Origin of the sequence: Candidatus Chromulinivorax destructor (genome assembly GCF_003366055.1) — a bacterium.
GTDB classification, from domain to species: domain Bacteria; phylum Babelota; class Babeliae; order Babelales; family Chromulinivoraceae; genus Chromulinivorax; species Chromulinivorax destructor.
Genome location: NZ_CP025544.1, coordinates 886,834 through 907,080, shown reverse-complemented (window position 1 = coordinate 907,080; position 20,247 = coordinate 886,834). Strand labels below are relative to the sequence as shown.

20 protein-coding genes and 2 tRNA genes are annotated in these 20,247 nt (G+C 31.7%); 6 read left to right on the top strand and 16 right to left on the bottom strand.

Going from position 1 to position 20,247, the window contains the following annotated elements; all coding sequences use genetic code 11:
* Positions 1-10 precede the first annotated feature (10 nt).
* On the top strand, positions 11-1,024 hold the full coding sequence (locus C0J27_RS04470) for a hypothetical protein (protein WP_115585975.1): 1,014 nt from the start codon (positions 11-13) through the stop codon (positions 1,022-1,024).
* Positions 1,025-1,103: 79 nt separating this feature from the next.
* Here the strand turns inward: C0J27_RS04470 and C0J27_RS04465 are convergent, their stop codons facing one another.
* The 14 genes from C0J27_RS04465 to C0J27_RS04395 all read right to left on the bottom strand — a co-directional run bounded on the left by C0J27_RS04465 (position 1,104) and on the right by C0J27_RS04395 (position 12,728).
* Positions 1,104-1,649 carry a GspE/PulE/PilB domain-containing protein gene (locus C0J27_RS04465; protein WP_115585974.1) on the bottom strand — a complete coding sequence of 182 codons (546 nt, stop codon included), beginning with the start codon at positions 1,647-1,649 and terminating at the stop codon, positions 1,104-1,106.
* Between the two features lie 9 nt (positions 1,650-1,658).
* On the bottom strand, positions 1,659-2,033 hold the full coding sequence (locus C0J27_RS04460) for a hypothetical protein (RefSeq protein WP_115585973.1): 375 nt from the start codon (positions 2,031-2,033) through the stop codon (positions 1,659-1,661).
* A 127-nt stretch (positions 2,034-2,160) separates the two neighbouring features.
* Positions 2,161-2,433 carry an HU family DNA-binding protein gene (locus C0J27_RS04455; protein ID WP_115585972.1) on the bottom strand — a complete coding sequence of 91 codons (273 nt, stop codon included), beginning with the start codon at positions 2,431-2,433 and terminating at the stop codon, positions 2,161-2,163.
* Positions 2,434-2,553: 120 nt separating this feature from the next.
* Positions 2,554-2,641: transfer RNA gene (locus C0J27_RS04450), tRNA-Leu, on the bottom strand.
* Positions 2,642-2,746: 105 nt separating this feature from the next.
* A tRNA-Cys gene (locus C0J27_RS04445) sits at positions 2,747-2,820 on the bottom strand.
* Positions 2,821-2,831: 11 nt separating this feature from the next.
* Positions 2,832-3,329: a rhodanese-like domain-containing protein gene (locus tag C0J27_RS04440; protein ID WP_115585971.1), complete on the bottom strand. Its 498-nt coding sequence runs from the start codon at positions 3,327-3,329 to the stop codon at positions 2,832-2,834.
* 126 nt (positions 3,330-3,455) lie between these two features.
* The gene (gene lepB, locus C0J27_RS04435; protein ID WP_115585970.1) at positions 3,456-4,319 is read right to left on the bottom strand and encodes a signal peptidase I; all 864 of its coding nucleotides are present in this window, start codon (positions 4,317-4,319) and stop codon (positions 3,456-3,458) included.
* Positions 4,320-4,367: 48 nt separating this feature from the next.
* The gene (locus tag C0J27_RS05715) at positions 4,368-5,198 is read right to left on the bottom strand and encodes a M23 family metallopeptidase (protein WP_162801803.1); all 831 of its coding nucleotides are present in this window, start codon (positions 5,196-5,198) and stop codon (positions 4,368-4,370) included.
* A 126-nt stretch (positions 5,199-5,324) separates the two neighbouring features.
* Positions 5,325-6,053 (bottom strand): tetratricopeptide repeat protein, encoded by a 729-nt coding sequence (locus tag C0J27_RS04420; protein ID WP_162801802.1) that lies wholly within the window; start codon positions 6,051-6,053, stop codon positions 5,325-5,327.
* Positions 6,050-7,840, bottom strand: coding sequence for a BatD family protein (locus C0J27_RS04415; RefSeq protein WP_115585966.1), 1,791 nt, complete (start codon positions 7,838-7,840; stop codon positions 6,050-6,052). Before C0J27_RS04415 ends, C0J27_RS04420 begins: the two co-directional genes overlap by 4 nt.
* Positions 7,837-9,576 (bottom strand): BatD family protein, encoded by a 1,740-nt coding sequence (locus C0J27_RS04410; RefSeq protein WP_162801801.1) that lies wholly within the window; start codon positions 9,574-9,576, stop codon positions 7,837-7,839. The genes C0J27_RS04415 and C0J27_RS04410 overlap by 4 nt, the downstream gene beginning before the upstream one ends.
* Complete coding sequence (locus C0J27_RS04405; RefSeq protein ID WP_162801800.1) at positions 9,557-10,912, bottom strand: tetratricopeptide repeat protein; 1,356 nt, start codon at positions 10,910-10,912, stop codon at positions 9,557-9,559. The genes C0J27_RS04410 and C0J27_RS04405 overlap by 20 nt, the downstream gene beginning before the upstream one ends.
* Positions 10,909-11,916 (bottom strand): VWA domain-containing protein, encoded by a 1,008-nt coding sequence (locus C0J27_RS04400; protein WP_162801799.1) that lies wholly within the window; start codon positions 11,914-11,916, stop codon positions 10,909-10,911. The genes C0J27_RS04405 and C0J27_RS04400 overlap by 4 nt, the downstream gene beginning before the upstream one ends.
* A complete protein-coding gene (locus C0J27_RS04395; RefSeq protein WP_115585962.1) occupies positions 11,913-12,728 on the bottom strand; it encodes a vWA domain-containing protein in 816 nt (271 codons plus the stop codon). The genes C0J27_RS04400 and C0J27_RS04395 overlap by 4 nt, the downstream gene beginning before the upstream one ends.
* A 366-nt stretch (positions 12,729-13,094) precedes the next feature.
* On the opposite strand from C0J27_RS04395, the gene topA reads away from it, so the two are divergent.
* From topA to C0J27_RS04375, 4 genes are all read left to right on the top strand, one after another.
* Positions 13,095-15,353 carry a type I DNA topoisomerase gene (gene topA / locus C0J27_RS04390; protein WP_115585961.1) on the top strand — a complete coding sequence of 753 codons (2,259 nt, stop codon included), beginning with the start codon at positions 13,095-13,097 and terminating at the stop codon, positions 15,351-15,353.
* 8 nt (positions 15,354-15,361) lie between these two features.
* Positions 15,362-16,678, top strand: a complete 1,317-nt coding sequence (locus C0J27_RS04385) for a Na+/H+ antiporter NhaC family protein (RefSeq protein ID WP_115585960.1) — start codon at positions 15,362-15,364, stop codon at positions 16,676-16,678.
* A gap of 74 nt (positions 16,679-16,752) precedes the next feature.
* Positions 16,753-18,126 (top strand): NTP/NDP exchange transporter, encoded by a 1,374-nt coding sequence (locus C0J27_RS04380; RefSeq protein ID WP_115585959.1) that lies wholly within the window; start codon positions 16,753-16,755, stop codon positions 18,124-18,126.
* A gap of 96 nt (positions 18,127-18,222) precedes the next feature.
* The gene (locus tag C0J27_RS04375) at positions 18,223-18,558 is read left to right on the top strand and encodes a hypothetical protein (protein ID WP_115585958.1); all 336 of its coding nucleotides are present in this window, start codon (positions 18,223-18,225) and stop codon (positions 18,556-18,558) included.
* Between the two features lie 111 nt (positions 18,559-18,669).
* On the opposite strand, the gene C0J27_RS04370 is transcribed toward C0J27_RS04375, so the two are convergent.
* Positions 18,670-19,113 (bottom strand): hypothetical protein, encoded by a 444-nt coding sequence (locus C0J27_RS04370; protein WP_115585957.1) that lies wholly within the window; start codon positions 19,111-19,113, stop codon positions 18,670-18,672.
* Positions 19,114-19,310: 197 nt separating this feature from the next.
* Between C0J27_RS04370 and C0J27_RS04365 the strand changes: the two genes are divergently transcribed.
* The gene (locus C0J27_RS04365) at positions 19,311-19,574 is read left to right on the top strand and encodes a hypothetical protein (protein ID WP_115585956.1); all 264 of its coding nucleotides are present in this window, start codon (positions 19,311-19,313) and stop codon (positions 19,572-19,574) included.
* A gap of 52 nt (positions 19,575-19,626) precedes the next feature.
* Here C0J27_RS04365 and C0J27_RS04360 read toward each other — a convergent pair whose 3' ends face one another.
* Positions 19,627-20,109 carry a hypothetical protein gene (locus C0J27_RS04360; protein ID WP_115585955.1) on the bottom strand — a complete coding sequence of 161 codons (483 nt, stop codon included), beginning with the start codon at positions 20,107-20,109 and terminating at the stop codon, positions 19,627-19,629.
* Positions 20,110-20,247 lie beyond the last annotated feature (138 nt).

Genomic DNA, 20,247 nt, shown 5'->3' with positions numbered 1-20,247 from the left:
AATTAAAATTATGAATACATACTATAAAAAAACCTTATCTGCTCTGTTACTGATCAACACAACTGTAACCTATGCAAAAAACAGACATGAAAATAAAATGTCGCCAGAAGATACAACTATAGCCCTTCAGTTTGCTCCTATAACACCACAGCCATTTTCTGACAGTGAAGATGATCGATACTTAGCAGGGCTTTTAACAAAAATTATCAAAATTGATGAAGAAATTGACAACAACCCTCGATTAAAATTAACAAGTAAGAGACCTATGAGCTCTATTTCTGAATTTGTAGCTGAAAACAAAAATATTCATACCATTCTAAGCCAAAGTAAATCTTTTGGGTGGAATGATCCCCTAGCTATTGCATCTGCAATGATTTATAACGGTGCTGCAATAACTCCTAATGAGCTTGTCATAACGATAGAAGAATCAACAGAATTTCTTGGTAAATATAAAGCTAAAATAGTCGGTCGAGGATTATATGCTGATAAAAAAGATGCACATTCGCAATTAGCAAGCTATATAAAAACAGGACCTCAAAACATTTCGAAATATGCAAAACTTGAAGAAATTACAACATTGCAGGATCTTTGCGACCAAAGAACAGCATCGTTTAAAAAATCTGAAAAAGAAAAATTGCAACAATTAACACCTTCTTTGCAAGGCCACGTAAAATGCGACTGTTATTTCCATGGTTGCGATGTGAATGGAGTCATTTATTTTAATGAAGCAACGCTCATATATTTACTACAATCAATGAATGGTAATCGTCACCTAGAAAACACATGTAAACCAAAAAACACTCCGATAGAAAAACAGCTAACTCCTGAAAAAATTATACCGGTAAAAACTGAAACCCCAGTTTGCCGTACTACAAATCCTATAAGCACAAAAAGTATATACGATATTTCAGCTCAAGAGAAAGAACGTATTAAAGCTCTTATACAAGCTTTACAAGTTCAAGAAGAAAACAGTTTAAATAATTCTTCAGATCAAAAATCTGATGACAAAAATCAGAACAGCTAATTTAAAATTAGAATCTATCTTACGAAAAAAGCCGCTTATCTTTAAGCGGCTTTTTTTACATCTACATACCTATTGACGATTAGTATTCATCGCCAAAAATATCTTCTTCTTGATAACCATTGTTTTCAAGATCTTCATCTTCGTAATCATCAAATTGATCTTCATCTTCAAGAAGAATCGAAGGATCATAGTATTCTTCTACAGCATCCATGATATCTCGTTTTAAACCAACGTTAAACTGGACATCATATGAAACTGAATTTCCAATAATATCAAGCAGCTCAGGGTCTTCTGGGTTACTTGCTACCATAATTAAAATATCTTCATCTACTTGCAAAGGAATAATACCTTTGTTGATTAAGACATCTCGTGGAAATGTTTGTAATAATTCATTTTCAAAAAAATAACCGTTAACATCAAAGTACGGCACTTGGTACATAGCGCTTAAAGCTTTTAATAAATCTTCTCGTTCTACCATACCTTCATCAAGTAAAAAACTATCGACTCTTCCTTTTGCACGATCATGAAACATCGCTACCAGAGAATCAGCTTCTTTTTGTGTAATAGCTTGATTTGCAAGTAACGAAGTTGTTAACCGCTGAACAAATGAAACATCTTTTTTCATGATCGTCCCCTATCCTGTTTTAAAACCTAAAAAAAATCCTACGCCACTGCAACTAAAAATCAATACATGTTTTTTTGACTCTTGAACGAGAGCAAAAAACAGATTGCTTAGATTTGTTACACCTTGCAGCCCCGTGATTTTTTGAATTGTTGTAATGTTAATAGTAATAATTGCACAATTTTGAAGAACAGCTAATAAAATAATAGTAAAAATAGTTATTAAAACAATATATTTACACCATCGCTTAACTATAAGACCGAATAAGAAACCAATTCCAAAAGAACAAGCTAAACGAATAAAATCTGATGATTTTAAATTAAGATCATGTAGCCATATCTCTAATTGATTTTTTTTTTCAAAGGCAGCTGCTTTAAAATTGCGCATTACATTTCTCCCTTTTATTTCTTCTATTGATAGTATACGAAACTTTACAAAGGAAAATCAAGAAGAAATGCATAAAGAAAAAGGATGCCTTGAAAGACATCCTTTTTAACTTTTTGAAACTTAACCGTTAGCCAACTAAGTCTTTTAAAGCTTTTCCAGGCTTGAATTTTGGAACTTTTTTTGCAGGTATTTGCATTTTATTTCCAGTTGCAGGATTTACACCTACACGGCTTTTACGCTTCATAACTACAAAAGTACCAAAACCTGTTAAAACAACTGACTTATTGAGTTTTAAAGCTCCGCCAACTGTTGATACAAAAGCTTCTAGAGCGAGCTTACAAGATGATTTAGACATCTTTGTTAGCTTTGCCATACTTTCTAAAACTTGCGCCTTATTCATATAACTTCCTCAAGTATTTATATTTACTAAGGCCAAAAAACTTATACTAATGGTTAAATTAGTCAGTACTGAATATTTGTCAAGAAACTTTTTTAAATTTCTGATAAATATATATTTTTTTGGTGCCGAGGGCCGGACTCGAACCGGCACAAGCGTAAAGCTCGAAGGATTTTAAGTCCTTTGCGTCTACCAATTTCGCCACCTCGGCATCAATATTTTTTTCAAAGTTAAATTTATACGTTATTAATAATAATGCATAAATTTTTTAATTTCAAATTTTTTATAATTAATATACTTAATATCTATAAAAATATGGAGGCGGCACTCGGAATCGAACCGAGGATAAAGGTTTTGCAGACCCACGCCTTACCACTTGGCCATGCCGCCCTATAATTTTTTTAGATACGTGATGAAAACTCTTCTATCTTAACAAGCAACTCTTCAGCTGTAATTGTATGAGATGTATCTTCTTCATCATTGTAATTAATATTTTCAGATTTCAAATATTCTTCTTGAGCAGGACCTTGCGTTGGATAACCTTTTTTATACCAGTCAACCATGCCTCCAGCATATTCCCAAACATATTTACAATTTTGATCTCGTAATAGTTTAGCACAATAACCACTCGACATGCACGCATAATCTGCACAATATAGAACATAATGATTGTTTTTATCAAATGATGCAACTTTATTTTCAAATTCAGCAAATGGAATGTTAATTGAACCTGCAATATGGCAATCATCAAATTCTTGTTTATCAAGAACATTGATGACAATTAACTGTGGTTTTTTTTGCGCTGAGCTTGAAAAATTACATCCAACTAATGATAGCAAACAAAACGATATCAAAGAAACTGTTTTTAAATTAACTGCTCTTACTATAAAATTTACCATAAAATGCTTTTCATGCAACTTTTTTATACTTTTATTTTCAAATTTACTTTTTTCTAGGCTCTGTAACGTAATTTTATATCAATATAAATATTTAATTAACACAGCCTAGAATATATATTTACTAATTTAATAGACAAAATTAAAGAATCTTGACCATCTCATACGACTCCAGAAATCAATTGGATGTTTTAACAAATCAGACATCCACCATGATTCATCACTGTCAGATGACCAAAGACGCAATACAATTTTGCCATGAATAAGTTTACCATCAAGAGCTCCCCACGATCTGCAATCGCTGCTACCTTGACGATTATCGCCCATAACCCAATACTGATTTTCCCCAAGTTGCACATCAAAAATATCTTTGTTTGTTGGCTCATATGGGTAAAAAATATTTTTAGGACAAAATTCTTTTGCCCGTATAATTTCTGTAGGATTTATTCTGTAAAACGGCTGCTCATTCCATTTTTTTGATGGGTCAAATGTTCTGCGACATAAACCTGAATAAATATTATCGCCTACAACCAATTCTTTCTTGAATAGCTCAATAATCGGATATTGATTAACATATGGCTCATCAAGTTTTTGACCATTGAGATACACAACTGTTTTTCCGCCTTCAACCTTACCTTGTACATGATCTCCAGGAACACCAATAACACGTTTAGTCCAGCTTACTACTTTCCATGATACATAACGTTCAAATAGATTAACGACTGGGCTCTTAGAATATCGATACACTGGGTTATTAAAAGCAATGATATCGCCACGCTTTGGAGGTTGAAAAAATACCGTAAACTTTTCAGCAAAAAATCTTTCTCCTACTAACATTGTCGGCTCCATTGAGCAAGTTGGAACTTGGTATAATCCAAAAACAAATGTTTTAATTAAAAAAACAATAGGAATAATTACCAGCAAAGATTCAAGCGTATCTGCAATAAACGACTTATTTGGTCGCTTATACCATGCAATAATTCTTTGTACCATACAAACTCACCTTTCTTAAACATGATATATAAATGTCTTGTTATAACCTTAATTAAATAAATAGCGAAGTGGATTAACGTGGCTGCCATTATGATAAATTTCAAAATGCAAATGCGATGCATCACGACCACTCTTACGGACTGAGCCAGTGGCTCCCACTGTCCCAATTTTTTGCCCAATCGCTATAGTTTGACCTTCGCAAACATTCATTGTATGTAAATGAGCATACCTTGTTCTATAATACTTATTGTGTTGAATTAAAATATTATTACCGTACCCAGGAAGGTACTGAGCTTGAATCACAACGCCCGCAGCTGCAGCCTTGACAGTTGTCCCCTTCATTGCAGCTAGATCGATGCCATAGTGGAATCCTGGAGTGCCATTTGCTTTCTTACGAGCACCAAACAATGAACTAATCCAAAAATGATGTAATTCTAAAGGCCAATGAAATGTAAAATCTTGAATAGATGTTTGTTTGGTTGTTTTTTTAAGTTGGTTAATCTGTTTTTGAGCTAAAGGCTTCTTTTTTATTTTTTTAGCAATTTGAACTTTTTGGCGAGTTTGCTTACGTAAATCTTTTAACTGTTTTTCATCTTCTGCTGATATAAACTGAAAATCTTTGGATTCTTCATCTTCAAGTTCTTCAACTTCTTCTGGCGCATCTTCTTTAACATGTTCAACATCATCATCGATATCTTCATCAATCAAAACAATATTTTGCTCACTATCTTTTGTATCTATTTCGTTTTTAATCTCATCTAAAGAATCTAAGTCGTCAGTTATTTCATCAGAGTTTTTATTTTGCAGAGTCTGTTTTAACATACCAATAACTTGTTGATACTCTTGTCGGACTAAGATCATTTTTTCAGCTTCAGCCATAAAAAAGTTGTATTGAATTACCAATACCACAAAAATAGAAGAGAGAACAAAGGATAAAAATAAAAATAATATTTTTTCAAAATTACGGTTAAATATATTAATTGCAAACTCCAATGATTTTATGCATTATACAAGTTCGACACTTTGGCTGTCTATCCAACCAACATGATTATCTACTTTAATTTTTAAAAACCCATTTAATTCAGCCATAATATCTACTAATTGAGATTGCTCAAGATCAAATTGTTTATGAAATGAACTATCTGGGCCAGAATATATGGGTGTTGTTTCTTTTATTACCACAGCATACTGTTTGGTTATTTCATCAACTTTATAACAATACATAAAGTACAGAAGAAACCAAGATGCCAATGCGATACATGAACTCACCTTATATTTTTCATACCACCTTTTATACCAAGAAACCATTAAAAATATTAATCCAAAAAGAATCAAGAGCTGAAATAGTAATATGGGAGTCGAAAGTATACTCTTTTTACAAAAAACTGCTATCTGGTCATACCAGCTTATATCTTCGCTTTCTTTGCCGTAAGCAAAATCTGTAACAGATTGAACAAGAGTATGTTCTTGATATGATAAAGCTTTTTTTTCAGCTCGTTTAAAAGCAAGTAAAGCTTCTGCTTTTTTATTTTGTCGTAAACAACAAAGTCCCATGTTATAAAAAACAGCAAAACTTTTATTTTCAATTCGTTGAAAAACATTAAAAGCATCTTGATAATGTTCTTGGCTAAATAATTCTTTTGCACGTAAAAAAAGATTTACATCATCTTGAACACATTGAATTTGCATTCCATAAAACATAAAAAACATTACCAATATTTTTTTTACTATCATATTTTTTCTTTCAATTGTTGTAACCACATAAAAGATTCTTGAAATAAAATCTTAGAATCTAAGGTAGTAGATTGAGCAAATGATACCTGCAATAGCTTACTATAAAAAATTTTCCAACGTATAATTTCTTGCTCAGAAAAATGATGTTTTTCTAAATATTTTTCTATTCTTTCTTCATTCATAATACTCATGTGAGCATAATCTAACGCAATAAATAGATTTAAAAATATAGCATACAATCCACCTGCATTATTTTTCAACTGAGCGCGTCTACAATTTTTATACGCAACTAAAAATAAAAAATATCGTTTCCATGTATCATGTGTAAACAGATACTGCTTAAAAACATATCCATACAACCCAGTCATCATGCATAACAATAGCAATAGATGCAAATAACGCTCATACCATACTAAAGAAATGCTCATGATAGAAGATTGACCAGGTGTTTCATCTAAAAAGATGTAATCGTTAATATTTGTACAATCAAATGCAATACAACCGTCATCTTGCATAGTTTTTTTTTCATATTCTTTATCTTTATCTAGATAATGAGATGTAACCATAATATCAATTACATTACTTTTTAATATTTTATACGTAGCATCAGCTGGATCAAAATAAAAAAATTCTTGGCAAGGTATTTGATACATACCATGCTCATTTGCCTGAACTATAAATTCAAACTGCTTACAATTTTTATTATACGTGGATTCTTTGGTATCAGCATGATAATATTGAAAACTTTTTGGTAATATTAATCTATTAAAATCGATCATTTCTAAATTACCTGAACCACATAACTTTAAGGTCAGTGCAATACCTTGTCCTTGCAATATTGTTGATGTATCAGTAGTAATCATTAATTGAGAAAATTGACCGACAGCTGACATGCCTTGCAATTGATAATGAGATAAAGGCAATGGTTTAACTGCTAGATGTACGAAAGGAGCAGGTACCGATCGTTCTACTTTCATCATAAAACCAAATCGTCTGGATGCTCCACGAGCATGACTTTTATTCTCTAATTGTTGATCTAAAAATTTAATTTTAACTTCATCGATAGGGATAATACCTTGATCAATAGGATAAAATTCAACAGTCCATGTTGTTTTAACATAATCGTACCCATCAATAGATTCAATGGCAGCAATATTAGTTTTTTGGACGTCTACGATTTTTATATTTTTAAAATCTGGAAAAACAATTTCTGTGCCAGCAACCCCAATGCGATCAAAAAAATGTATATTCAAAATGTTTTTTTCATACAAATATACGCTCTTTGCTGCAAGTTCAGCTTGCGTAAAATATTTTACGGCACAAACCTGATCGGCACAAACAAGAGTTTCATCTCCAATGACAACGCTTATTCGAGATGATTTTAAAATATTTCCCAATGAATTTTTTACAATAAAGGGTCCGACTGAATAAACTCCTTTTCTATGACCTTCTAAAATATATTTATAGATATGTTTATAACATAATTTTCCATTATCCATGAATATAATAACTGTTTTTTCATAATGAGAATGCTTAAAATTATCTAACCCAGTAATAGGTTTAAGATCAAACTCTTTTTCGCCCCCTTTATCAGATATAAAATCTATTTGCAATATACATGGTGTTTGTCGTTTTATCTGGTCAATAGTACAATAATTCATATCTTTTAAAGAAACATTCAATACATGCATATCAAAATTTGTTGCATACATAGAGTCGTTTGATGTTACAAGAAAAAAATATACAATAACGTTCAATAAACATATCTTTTGCTTGAACATATTCATGATCTATTTTTTAATAAAGAAAGCCAAACAAACGCTTCTTGCACAAGTAATAAACTCATTTTTTTATCACCCTGAGAAAATGATGCTTGTAATAATTTATGATAAAAAATATTCCATTTTTTTATTTGATCTACAGAAAAACATTTTTTTTGTAGATACCCTTCAATAAGATTTTCATTAATCTCTCCACGTCTGCCAACGTTAAGACCGACAAAAATCGTTATAAATACATTGTATAAAGTCGCAATATTTTCTTTTTTTTCAGCAATTTTTAATGCTCTATGAGCTTTTAAAAATAGTAAAAAATGTTGAAGCTTGTCATGAGATAAAACATATTTTTTCAAAAAATATCGATACCCTATCATGAATAAAAATAGTAAAAAAATAACTCGTATCGCCAAGGCATATAACGAAAGCGAAATACCTTTCCAATAATTTCTTTCATCATAAGTATCTAAAATAGTATACGCAGAAACGGTTATTTGATTTTCACTTTCTGTATCTAATTCATTTTCTTCATACAATTTATATTGATCACTATAGGTATGTGTGCCTTTTGTAATAGTCATTGTCTTAGGGTTGCTCTGCAATGTTACATAATCACCAGAATTAAGATCGAAATAGGTAAAATTTTGAGCTGGAATTTCGTATGTGCCAGATTCTTGAGCTTGAATAATATATTCAAATCTCTTTGATGTACGATCTCTATCTATTTTGCCTGCGTGCGTAGTATAACTACTAAATTCTTGCGGTAATACAAGAGAAAATGAGTCTATCATTTCTAAATTACCGTTGCCAAAAATATCAACTCGCAAGGTAAATCCTTGCCCTTGCTCAGCAGTATCAATATTTGTTGATAAAGTTATTTTTGAAAATTCTCCAACAGCTTGTATATTTTCAAGATCTTGGCAATGCGGTAATGGCAAAACTTTTATACCGATAGGTTCAGCTACTAATTCTTTTTCAGCACTCATCATAGAACTCATAAATCCAAAAAAATCATTTCGTTCATTAGGCTCTATTAATCTAATTTTGATACCTTGTATAACAGAAAAGCCAACTTGTTTTGGATAACAATCAAGCACCCATTGCGTATGAAGATGTTCTTGATTGTCCTTATCAAAAGATCGTTCTTGTTTTTTTGTTTGAGTCACATCTGTTACTATGATATCTTGAAATGTAGGTAAGCTTGGAGTGAATTGATTGATTCCAACGTAATCTAAAAAATCAATTTGCAAGCGAATTTTTTCACCCACAAATACTTCGTATGCATCAGATTGTACTGAACACTGAAATCTATCTTTACTTCCATGCTGCTGTTTTTTAATCTGCTGATCACCAACAACAATTTCTACTAAATTTGATGTAAAAATATTTCCTGATGAATCAGTATAAGTAATAGGACCAAGTGTATACACACCATGATGTAAAGCTTTTGCTATAAATTTATAGATAGTTTTATTACTCGATTGCCCATTATGCATCGAATAATTTGAAGACCTGCCTTGAAAAGAGTATTGAAATTGATCCAGACCTTTTAGAGCTGGTATAGTATTACCCATCGAAATATTATGTACAACAACTTGTATAACAAATTCAGTTTGTACCATTGCTTGCTGTAAATAATTATTATGCGTATCATACACAGATACAACAATTGACTGATTTGATGCATAAACAATTGATGTACAAAGTAATAATAAAAATACTATAAAGCTACCAACCTTTTTTTCCATGCTGCCCCACCATTTTTTCTGCAACTTTATTTTTAATAACGTATCGTTGTATTTGCTCTTCGTGATTTTCAAGTGCTTGCATAATTTCTGCATAATGTGAATTGAACCTGTCATCTTCTGAGCTTTTTGATTCATACAATTCTTGCAAATCATTTTTTAATGATTGTTTTTGAGAACCCGTACTTGCTGGCTTTTTTAATTCACTATTCTGTGTAGAATCTTGCAAATCTTCTGATTGAGATGATGCATTTTCTTTGCTCTGCTCATGCTCTAAATTATTGCTATTTTCTTCTAGCCCTGCTTGCTCATTTTGCGATGGTGTAATATTTTCTTCAACATGAGCAGCTACATCATCAAGTTTTTGTTGATGTTCTTGTAATTTTTCATCCAAATTTTTTTCTTGAGCATCCTGCAATACATCTTTGTCTTGGCCCTTTTGGCTTGTTCCATTATCTGTTTTCTCAGCAGATGCATTTTCTTCATCAAGTTGATCTCGTTCTTCTCGTTTACCATTTTTTTCTTGATGAGATTTTTTTTCATCAGATGACTTTTCACCCTGTGAATCTACATCATCTTGTTGGCCTTGGCTCTCAGAAGATTCATTCTGTTTTTCATCACCTGCATCACTATTTTTTTCTTGTGATGATTTGCCTTTTTCAAATGCTTCAGACGAATCATTATCACTATCTTCATCATCTCCTGATGATTGCTTTTCAGAACTAGATGATTCTTCACTTGGAGAAGATCCTTTATTTAATTCATGATCATCTTTCCATTTAGCCTTATCGCTAGAATTTTCTTTTTTAGAATTTTTACTATTTTGATCTTGCTTTGATTGATCTTTAGTACCATTCGACTCATCTCCAGAGCTATTTGAATCATCTTGCTGGTCTTCATATTGCTCTTTTGCTAATTCTTGCTGAGCAAGCCAAAGATTATGGCGAGTTTGTTCATTTTCAGGATCTATTTTTAACGCTTGTTCATACATTTCAATAGCATTTTGCCATTGCTTGAGCTGATAAAAACTATTTCCAGCTCCGTACCATGCATACTCTGCAAGCTGTTTTTTTTTCAATGCGTACATTGGCACTCGCTTGTACGATTGAGCTGCCTGTTCATACTGATTTTGTCTGTATAAAATTTCTGCAATATTGTAGTTATACACTGCATTATAAGGATCATTGACAATCAACTCATTATAAAGTTCAAGCGCTTGTTCATATTTCTGAGCTCTATACAATTCAACAGCTTTACGATTTTTTTGCCATGTATCAATACCGGCATCTAAAGAAAAAGAAATAGAAAAGCACAATAACGCTACATATATTTTTTTCATAAAATCCATTCCAAGGCAAAACATAGGAAACTTATCGCAATAAAATAGGGATACTGCTCTTGATATGCATCAAAGCTTTTATCCTCAAATGAATCTTTTTCAAATTTATTAATCATGCGAATTAAAGATATAATATCATCATCAGACTGAACACCTCTGACATATTTTCCACCTGTTTGATGAGCAATATTCATTAAGAGATCTTCATTCAAGCGAGACATAACAACATTATTTTGCTCATCTTTTTCCCAACCAGTTTGCTTTCCATGATTATCTATAATCGGTACGGGTGCTCCATGAGGTGTTCCAATACCAACAGTACATATTGATAATCTATTTTGAGCAGCTTGATTTTTAACACCTTGAAGATCTGTAGAAAAATCTTCCCCATCAGTAAAAACAACAAGTAATTTTGTTTTTTGTGTTGGATTTGATTCAAAAACACGTAATCCTTCTTTAATTGCTTGATCTATAGCTGTTGTGCCACTTGAAATTGTATCAGCATCCAACTTATCAAGAAACATAAGAAATGCTCCATAATCTGTTGTAAGTGGGCATTGCATAAATGTAGAGCTTGAAAAAATGATAAGACCAACTCGCTCGCAAGAAAGATTAAATAAGAGTTTTTTTATTTTCTCTTTTGCAAATTCAAGGCGGTTTGGCTTAAGGTCTTGCGCAAGCATACTACGAGAAATGTCGATAGCTATTAAAAGGTCGCGACCTTGTTGAGAAATTTTTTCTTCTTTTTTATCCCATTGGGGACGAAGTAATGTTATAAAAATAGCAACCATTCCTATACATAGGAGTATCATCTTACATAATTTCATCTGATACGAATAGTTACGTAAAAGATTTGATCTATACAGAGGATGCACTAACAAATTTGATCTTTTGCGATAAGAATGTAACTGATAAAGCAACAAAAAAAATAAAGGTATCAGATAATAAAAATAAAAAATATTTTCAATTGCTGCAAAATTAATTCCCCATATTGTTGTCGTCATAATATAGCCCATATACATGTTGATATTAGTAACTCTGCTAGTATCAAACATAACAATCCAAAAACAATTGGAATGAAATAGTCATAATACTTTGTATAGATATCACTTTGAAATTTACTTTTTTCTAGAGCGTCAATTTCATTATAAATTTTTGCAATATCTTGTGATTTTTTTGCACTAAAACATTTACCGCCTGTTTCTTCAGCAATTTTTTCTAACAGCTCTATATTAAATTGATTAGGCACAGAAGTCATTCCAAATGGCCCTTTTAGATAGGCAACACCGCGACTTCCTATTCCTATCGTATACACTTTAACACCAAGTAATTTTGCTATTTCAATACTATCTTCAATAGGGAAATCGTATTCAGAAGGATCACCATCAGTTAATAAAATGATAATTTTACTTTTTGATTCTGATTTTTGTAAACGTCGACTTGCAGTAATTACTGCTTGCGAAATCACCGTACCACTATGAATGGAATCATGTTGAGAAATAAAAAGAGATGATATACTTGATTCAAGTATCTTTTTATCAAGAGTTAACGGACATGCAGTCATTGCATATTGACCAAAAATAACAATACCAATGGCATCATTATGACGTTTTTTTATAAAATTAATCGCTTCTTGTTTTGCAATATCAAGACGAGATCTATTATCCTTAATATCATCAAAAAAATTCATACTACCTGAAACGTCCAGCACCATCATAATATCAATTCCTTCAACAGTGACCTTTGATTTTTGATCTACGAGTTGAGGTTTTGCTAATAATAATATCATGAGCGATAAAATTAAAAATCTTACCATATATAGAATTTTAACAGGTAATAATGATACCTTTTGAGCGTGATGTATAATGAAATTTACAAGAGGATATTGATACAGCGTCTGACGCGTATAGTATCTTTTGATAAGTATAATGAGAATAAAAAGAGGAATTGCGATGTATAACCAATGTGCATACGCAAATCTAAAAAGTAGATGCAAGGGGCTGCTCCTTTTTTAATATTTTGCTTACTGATAGTTAGTTAATATCGAGTAATCTATCATGAAATATTATAAATTGAAAGATCTATTGATTTGACTTTTTTTCTAAAAACCATGTATCTTAAAAAAATAAACTATGATTACAATATTGAAAACAACTATTTAGGTGCTTAAAAACAACAAAAAATGAAAAAAAAATTACTCATAGTTGAGTCACCTGCAAAAATAAAAACCATTGCAAAATTTCTTGGCAATGATTTTACTATCATGTCGACAGTCGGGCATATTAAAGATTTACCTAAAAAAAATCTTGGTATTACCATGGGCGATACCATTAAACTTGAATATGTTGCAATTGATAAAAAAGACAAAGTTATTAAAGACCTTGTTAAAGAAGCAAAAAATTCAAGCGAAGTGTATCTGGCACCAGATCCTGATCGTGAAGGTGAAATTATTGCGTGGCACGTAGAACAAGAAATTTTAAAAGTAATTAAACCTGAACATATTCATAGAATCAGCTTTAACGAGATTACTAAACCCGCTATTACTGCAGCTATTAATAATCCATCAAAAGTTGATCTTAAGAAAGTTGCTGCACAACAAGCTCGTCGTATCTTAGATAGATGGGTAGGTTATGAAGTCTCTCCTATTTTATGGAGAAAAATTACCAAAGGACTTTCTGCTGGGCGCGTACAATCGGTAGCTCTTAAAATTATTTGTTTACGAGAGACAGAAATTAGAAGCTTTAAGGTTGAAGAATATTGGTCAATTGAAGGAACATTTAAAACTCCTACTCATGACACCATGACCGCTTTATTAACACATATTAATAAAAAAGCCATCGAACTTGAATCGCAAGAAAAAGTTGATAAAGTTATTCAAGCTCTTAAACAAGAACAGTTTGCAATTGATAGCATTAACGATAAAAAGAGAACTAAAAATCCAGTTGCTCCTTTTATTACCAGTTCTTTACAACAAGCTGGTGCTAATAAATTAAACTTTGCTGTTAAAAAAATTATGTCACTTGCGCAAAATATGTATGAGGGTGTCGCACTTGGTGATGCAAAAAACCCTGTTGCGTTAATTACCTATATGAGAACAGATTCAACAAGACTGTCTCAAACTGCAATCGATCAAGCTCGTGAATTTATTCCTGCAGCCTACGGTAAAGAATACTTACCTGCATCAGCAAATATGTATTCACAAAAAAATGCCGCACAAGATGCCCACGAAGCAATTCGTCCAATTGATGTCAATGTTAAGCCAGAAGACATTAAGCCATACGTTGAATCAGATATTTACAAATTATATAACTTAATTTGGACTCGATTCATTGCATGCCAAATGAAACCTGCTCTCTACGCCCAACGCCAAGTTGTGATTACTGGTGGTAAGTACACCTTTAAAGTGACGGGTTCAACTTTATTATTTGATGGGTTTTTAAAAGCGTATCAAACTGATGATGAAGAAGAGTCTGAAAAAAATGTCAAAATTCCACAAAGCATCAATGAAAAAGATAGCTTAGATTTGACAAAAATTGACCCTAAACAACATTTCACACAACCACCTCCACGCTACTCTGAAGCAACACTGGTTAAAGAACTTGAGAAATTAGGAATTGGTCGGCCAAGTACCTATGCAACAATTTTAACGACTATTCAAGCTCGTACCTACGTAACTATTGATAAAAAAAGATTTACACCAACAGAGCTTGGTAGCAGAGTAACAGAAATGTTATCTGAAAATCTTCCTAAAATTATGGATACTCGATTCACTGCTATTATGGAAGAAGATCTGGATAAAGTTGCTCATGGTGACATGGATCGTGACGTTTTATTGCGTGAATTTTACACATCATTTTCGCAAGATTTAACAAAGTTTCAAGAAGATACAACTCGTAAAAATGTTGTACCGACTGATATTACGTGCCCTCAATGCAATGCTCACAAATTAGTTATTCGTATTGGTAAAACAGGCGAATTTATTGGATGTCCAGGTTATCCTGAATGTAAGTTCACCAGCAATTTTGCTCGTTCTGAAGATGGCACACTTTCTTTAGTAGAAGCTCAAGGACCCCAATTACTTGAAGAAACTTGTCCTTCATGCAACAGTCACTTACGACTCATGAAAGGTCGCTTTGGAGAATTTACTGCGTGCTCTGGTTACCCAACATGTAAGTATATTAAACAAAATATTGCACCTTTCCCTTGCCCTCAATGCGCAGGTAATGTTATTGAACGTAAATGGCGTGGTGGAAAGTTCTGGGGTTGTTCTTCATATCCAACCTGTAAATTTGCAATTTTTGCTGATATCGAAAATAAACCATGCCCAACATGCAAAGCACCGTATCTGTTGAAAAAAGTAACGAAAGCTGGAACTAATATTAGTTGCTCAGAAAAAACATGTGATTATAAATTACATCTTGACCCTGAAACAAATCAATAAGAGAAAATATGAAACCAAAATTTAGTTCATTACTTCCATTTATTGTTTTTTTAGCAATCTTTGCACTTTTAAACATAGTGTATAGTGCCGATGGAATTATCAGAGATAACTTTGCTATCTGCGCTGCTTTTATAGCCTTGATATCTTCATTTTTCACTTTTAGAAAAAAAGAATCATGGAATAAAAAAGTAGAAATTTTTGTACACGGTTCAAGTAATTCAATCGTTATTCACATGTGTTATATATTTTTATTAAGCACGGTGTTTACAACGATTCTTCAAGCTACTGGTGGTATAGATTCAGCAGTCAGCATTTGTTTATCAATTATTCCAACGTGGTGCATTTTGCCAGGAATGTTTATAGTATCATCACTATTTTCATTTACTGTTGGTACTTCTATGGGTGCAATTGCAGCATTTATGCCAATTGCAGTTAACATTGCTACTCATCTAACATTAGACCCTGCTCTTATGGCAGCAACAATTGTTTGTGGTGCTATGTTTGGAGATAATTTATCAATATTATCAGATACAACTATTGCAGCAGTCAAAGTTACGAATACAACGATGACAAAAAAGCTTCTTTTAAATAGTAAAATTGCATTACCTGCTTTTGTTGCTTCTCTTTTTATATTAGCGTATAAAAATTATGTCATGGTGCCAGCTATAGATATACATTATAGAGCGGCTGTTTCTTTGATAGATATCATAAAAACTTTGCCATATGTAGCAACTTTTTATCTTGCTTTGACTGGCATTGATATCATGATTGTACTTGTTTTAGGAATTATTTTTGCCTTAGGTCTAGGAGTAATTTTACAAAATATCACAATCCTGGCAGCAATTAATCTTCTTTTTGATGGATTTTATAATTCAAAAGGAATGGTCAACGTATTTATTCTTGTTCTTTTGTTATCAGGTTTATCAAGCATTATTACCTACAATGGTGGTGTTGATTATATTATTAATAAACTTCGACACAAAATATCAAGCCCTGGTTATGCAAAACTTGCAATGCTGCTTCTTGTTGTATTCATTAATATTACAATTGCAATTAATACAATTGCAATTATTATTGCTGGACCAATAGCAGCAGAGATTGGTGAAGATTATGCAATTGATAATGCAGAGACAGCATGCATCCTTGATATAGGATCATGTACAATACAAGGATTATTGCCTTACACGCCTCAACTGCTTTTAGCAGCATCAATGGCACATGTATCAACAATATCTTTGCTACCCTATCTGTATTATCAGTTCTTTTTGGTGATATCATTATTACTAACAATTATATGGAGAAAAAATAAGCCTATACGAAAATAGTTTTTTATTATACAGTAATATTTGGTCTATTATATTAATAAAATCATTTTTTAACCATAACATAAGGTACTTATATGGTAAGTTCGATTGTTCGTTTTTTTTATCCTGATATTAAGAAGGAAGAAGTTTTAAAGTTCAGTCTTTTTGCTGTAGCTTTATTCTTCATTCTTGGTTCATATTGGGCGCTACGTTTACTAAAAGATTCTTTAGTTTTCAAAATCGCATTCCCTACATCTTTAGGTTGGGCTGATGGATACGGTAAAGATCTTGTTCCAACACTAAAAATGATTACTCCTTTCATCGTAGCTGCGGTTGTAGTTCTTTACACTCGTCTACTTGATGTTATGGAAAAGCATAAATTATTCTATGTTTTCTGTTCATTTTATGCATTTTTGTTTGGTTTAACATCTATTGCATTATTTACTCTTAAAAACTTTGGTCCAGCGTACATTGGAGCATATCCTTTAGCTGCACTTGGTGTTGCTGTATATTTTGCTACAGAAAGTTTTGGTTCTTTAGTTATTGCTTTATTCTGGTCATTTGCTGTAAGTTGCAATAGAACTGATGAAGCTAAAAGAGCATTCCCTTTCATGATTGCAGTTGCTCAAATCGGTACTATTGGTGGTTCTTCTTTACTTGTGTTTGGTATTCCAAGCTGGGCTATTTATGCTCTTTGTACAGTAACTACTATTTTAGTAATGGTAATGATTAACCAAATCGTAACTAAAATTCCAGCTTCTCAATTAGTAAGCGATAAAATTGAAAAGAAACAAAAGCCTGATATTATGGCTGGTGTTCGTCTTTTATTAACAAAACCTTATCTTTTAGCTGTATTCATAGTTTCAACATTCTATGAAATTGTTAAAACTATCGTTGATTTCCAAATGAAATCACAAGCTTCAGTTATTCCAGGTCTTAACTTTGACGTGTTCTTAGGTTGGTTTGGTTTCATGACAAATCTATTAGCATTTGCAATGGCTTTACTTGGTACAAGCTACATCATGAAAAAATACGGATTAAAATTCTGTATTATGTTATACCCAGTTATGTTTGGTATTTCATTAATTTCATTGTACATTTACTCGCTAACAAATCCATCTCCAGAAAGCTTACTATGGGCTACTTTTGGCGTTATGATGTTAGTAACTGCAATTTCATACGCAGTTAACAACCCAACAAAAGAAATGATGTACATTCCAACAAGCAACGACGCTAAATTCAAAGTAAAAGGTATTACTGATACTGTTGGATCACGTGGAAGTAAAGCTGCTGGTTCTGCAATCAACAATTCATTAAACGTTGGTGCTACACAAGCATTAAAAGTTGCTAACTTAATGGCATTTGGAACAATGATTGGCCTTGGCTTTATTGCTATTTGGTTAATCGCTGCGATCTATGTTGGTAACAAAAATGCTGAATTAATCCGTGATAACAAAATCATTGAGTAATTGAACATTTGTTCAAGATATATAAAAGAAGGTGAGCTTGATGCTCACCTTCTTTTATTTTAAAAATTATAAACAACATTCTTAAAAAAAAGTCTCATGAAAAAAATACTATTATTTTGTTTATTCGCCCTTATCAATCAACTATCTTTTGCATCTTTGCAACCTGCTACAATTGCTGAATGTTCTCTCGGAAGTATAAGAATTATCAATAAAATTCCTACCAATATCACTCAAGGTTATGATGATATGTATAAAGAACTTGCAGCATCATTCATAGAATTTCATGAAATTGATAGACGCAAAGCCGGAACCATTATTCTTCAAGAAAAAGAAAAAGCATTTGTACTGCCGCCTGACAATAAAGCATGTATTCAGCCGTTTGATTATAACGATAGTGAATTAAATTTAATTTATATAACAAAAATTACTTAAGATAATCTTGATGTTGAGTAATTGTTATTTTTAATATTTTTTATAAAAAATAACCGCTATAAAAATAAAAAAGGCTCGAGAAAATTTCGAGCCTTTTTTGTACAGATTATTTTATTTTTGAGAGTCTACAGCGTCATAGACAGAATAAAGTTTATAACTCATATAGTAGTAATAAATTTTTACTACAAAAAAGAATAATGAACTCAATGTAATCAAAATCAATGTAGTAAGTCGTGATCCTTGCATAAACATGCTGCTTATATTATAAATTTTTATACCAATATTACACAGCAAGACTACAAATCCTAATACTGTATTAACCAATAAAAAACTTTTCCATGGTTTTTTATATCCATAATAATAAGTTAATCCATATGATAAAAACAATCCAATATAGGCTATTGCTTCAGTCCTCAAAGTCAGTAGACCAGAATAATTATTAAATGTCTCTGATAATATACCCACACAAGCGAATCCAAAAAGTATATATAAAGCTTGCAACCAGTTGCGCTTTGCCTGAGATATTTCTTTGTCAGTATAATGATGCATTGACATAAAAACTCCTAAAACATATACGATAATTTTAAAATTCTTTTTTTACCATTCTAACACATCTAATCATCGTAATTTCAATACTTATTTTTACAAAAAATATCGAAAAAAGAATTGCCCATTTCAGGTATCAAAGATTGTTTAACTGAGTGATCGATAAAAATATTTTTCAGATGTTTTTTGATACTTGCTAATAAATAATGATGCACATTCCAACAAGCAACGACGCTAAATTCAAAATAAAAGGTATTACTGATACTGTTGGATCACGTGGAAGTAAAGCTGCTGGTTCTGCAATTAACAATTCATTAAACGTTGGTGCTAAACAAGCGTTTAAAGTTGCTAATTTAATGGCACTTGGAATAATGATTGGCCTTGGCTTTATTGCTATTTGGTTAATCGCTGCGATCTATGTTGGTAACAAAAATGCTGAATTAATCCGTGATAACAAAATCATTGAGTAATTGAACATTTGTTCAAGATATAAAAAAAGGTGAGCATTACGCTCACCTTTTTTTACTTAATTATTGTAAATATATCTATTTTCGACATTTTAAATAAATCATAAACACAATAAAGCTTATAGCTCATATAATAATAATAAATTCGCACTGCAAAAAGAGATAATGAACTCAATACATTAATAAGCAATATTCCATCGAAAGATGATCCTTCGATAATTATCATGCCAATTTGAGAGAGTTTTAAGATTATACCACACACCGAAAATAAAAATCCAAACAATGCACTAACAAGTAAAAAACTATTCCATGGTTTTTTATATCCATAATAGTAACTTAACCAATAGAAAAAAAACAACAAACTATATGCGATGACTGCAATGCACAAAGCCCGAATGAAAGAATATTCATTAACTATCTCTGTTGTAATATTAAACAATATACTGATACAATCCCATCCAAAAAATATATACAAAGCTTGCAGCCAGTTGCGCTTTATCTGTGATATTTCTTTCTGGGTATAGTGGTGCATCGACATAACAAACCCTTTATCGTATAAAATACTACTTCAATTCTTTTTTAGTATTCTAACAAATGTAATCATCGTAATTTCAACACTTATTTTTATAAAAAAATTAATTGAGAATAGGTAAACATTTGATAACGGTATATAACA

What these genes read in the sequence shown, in the direction of transcription:
- C0J27_RS04470 (WP_115585975.1), top strand. Translation starts at nt 11, where the DNA reads ATGAATACATACTATAAAAAAACCTTATCTGCTCTGTTACTGATCAAC.
- C0J27_RS04465 (WP_115585974.1), bottom strand. Translation starts at nt 1,649, where the DNA reads ATGAAAAAAGATGTTTCATTTGTTCAGCGGTTAACAACTTCGTTACTT.
- C0J27_RS04460 (WP_115585973.1), bottom strand. Translation starts at nt 2,033, where the DNA reads ATGCGCAATTTTAAAGCAGCTGCCTTTGAAAAAAAAAATCAATTAGAG.
- C0J27_RS04455 (WP_115585972.1), bottom strand. Translation starts at nt 2,433, where the DNA reads ATGAATAAGGCGCAAGTTTTAGAAAGTATGGCAAAGCTAACAAAGATG.
- C0J27_RS04440 (WP_115585971.1), bottom strand. Translation starts at nt 3,329, where the DNA reads ATGGTAAATTTTATAGTAAGAGCAGTTAATTTAAAAACAGTTTCTTTG.
- lepB (WP_115585970.1), bottom strand. Translation starts at nt 4,319, where the DNA reads ATGGTACAAAGAATTATTGCATGGTATAAGCGACCAAATAAGTCGTTT.
- C0J27_RS05715 (WP_162801803.1), bottom strand. Translation starts at nt 5,198, where the DNA reads ATGGCTGAAGCTGAAAAAATGATCTTAGTCCGACAAGAGTATCAACAA.
- C0J27_RS04420 (WP_162801802.1), bottom strand. Translation starts at nt 6,053, where the DNA reads ATGATAGTAAAAAAAATATTGGTAATGTTTTTTATGTTTTATGGAATG.
- C0J27_RS04415 (WP_115585966.1), bottom strand. Translation starts at nt 7,840, where the DNA reads ATGAATATGTTCAAGCAAAAGATATGTTTATTGAACGTTATTGTATAT.
- C0J27_RS04410 (WP_162801801.1), bottom strand. Translation starts at nt 9,576, where the DNA reads ATGGAAAAAAAGGTTGGTAGCTTTATAGTATTTTTATTATTACTTTGT.
- C0J27_RS04405 (WP_162801800.1), bottom strand. Translation starts at nt 10,912, where the DNA reads ATGAAAAAAATATATGTAGCGTTATTGTGCTTTTCTATTTCTTTTTCT.
- C0J27_RS04400 (WP_162801799.1), bottom strand. Translation starts at nt 11,916, where the DNA reads ATGACGACAACAATATGGGGAATTAATTTTGCAGCAATTGAAAATATT.
- C0J27_RS04395 (WP_115585962.1), bottom strand. Translation starts at nt 12,728, where the DNA reads ATGGTAAGATTTTTAATTTTATCGCTCATGATATTATTATTAGCAAAA.
- topA (WP_115585961.1), top strand. Translation starts at nt 13,095, where the DNA reads ATGAAAAAAAAATTACTCATAGTTGAGTCACCTGCAAAAATAAAAACC.
- C0J27_RS04385 (WP_115585960.1), top strand. Translation starts at nt 15,362, where the DNA reads ATGAAACCAAAATTTAGTTCATTACTTCCATTTATTGTTTTTTTAGCA.
- C0J27_RS04380 (WP_115585959.1), top strand. Translation starts at nt 16,753, where the DNA reads ATGGTAAGTTCGATTGTTCGTTTTTTTTATCCTGATATTAAGAAGGAA.
- C0J27_RS04375 (WP_115585958.1), top strand. Translation starts at nt 18,223, where the DNA reads ATGAAAAAAATACTATTATTTTGTTTATTCGCCCTTATCAATCAACTA.
- C0J27_RS04370 (WP_115585957.1), bottom strand. Translation starts at nt 19,113, where the DNA reads ATGTCAATGCATCATTATACTGACAAAGAAATATCTCAGGCAAAGCGC.
- C0J27_RS04365 (WP_115585956.1), top strand. Translation starts at nt 19,311, where the DNA reads ATGATGCACATTCCAACAAGCAACGACGCTAAATTCAAAATAAAAGGT.
- C0J27_RS04360 (WP_115585955.1), bottom strand. Translation starts at nt 20,109, where the DNA reads ATGTCGATGCACCACTATACCCAGAAAGAAATATCACAGATAAAGCGC.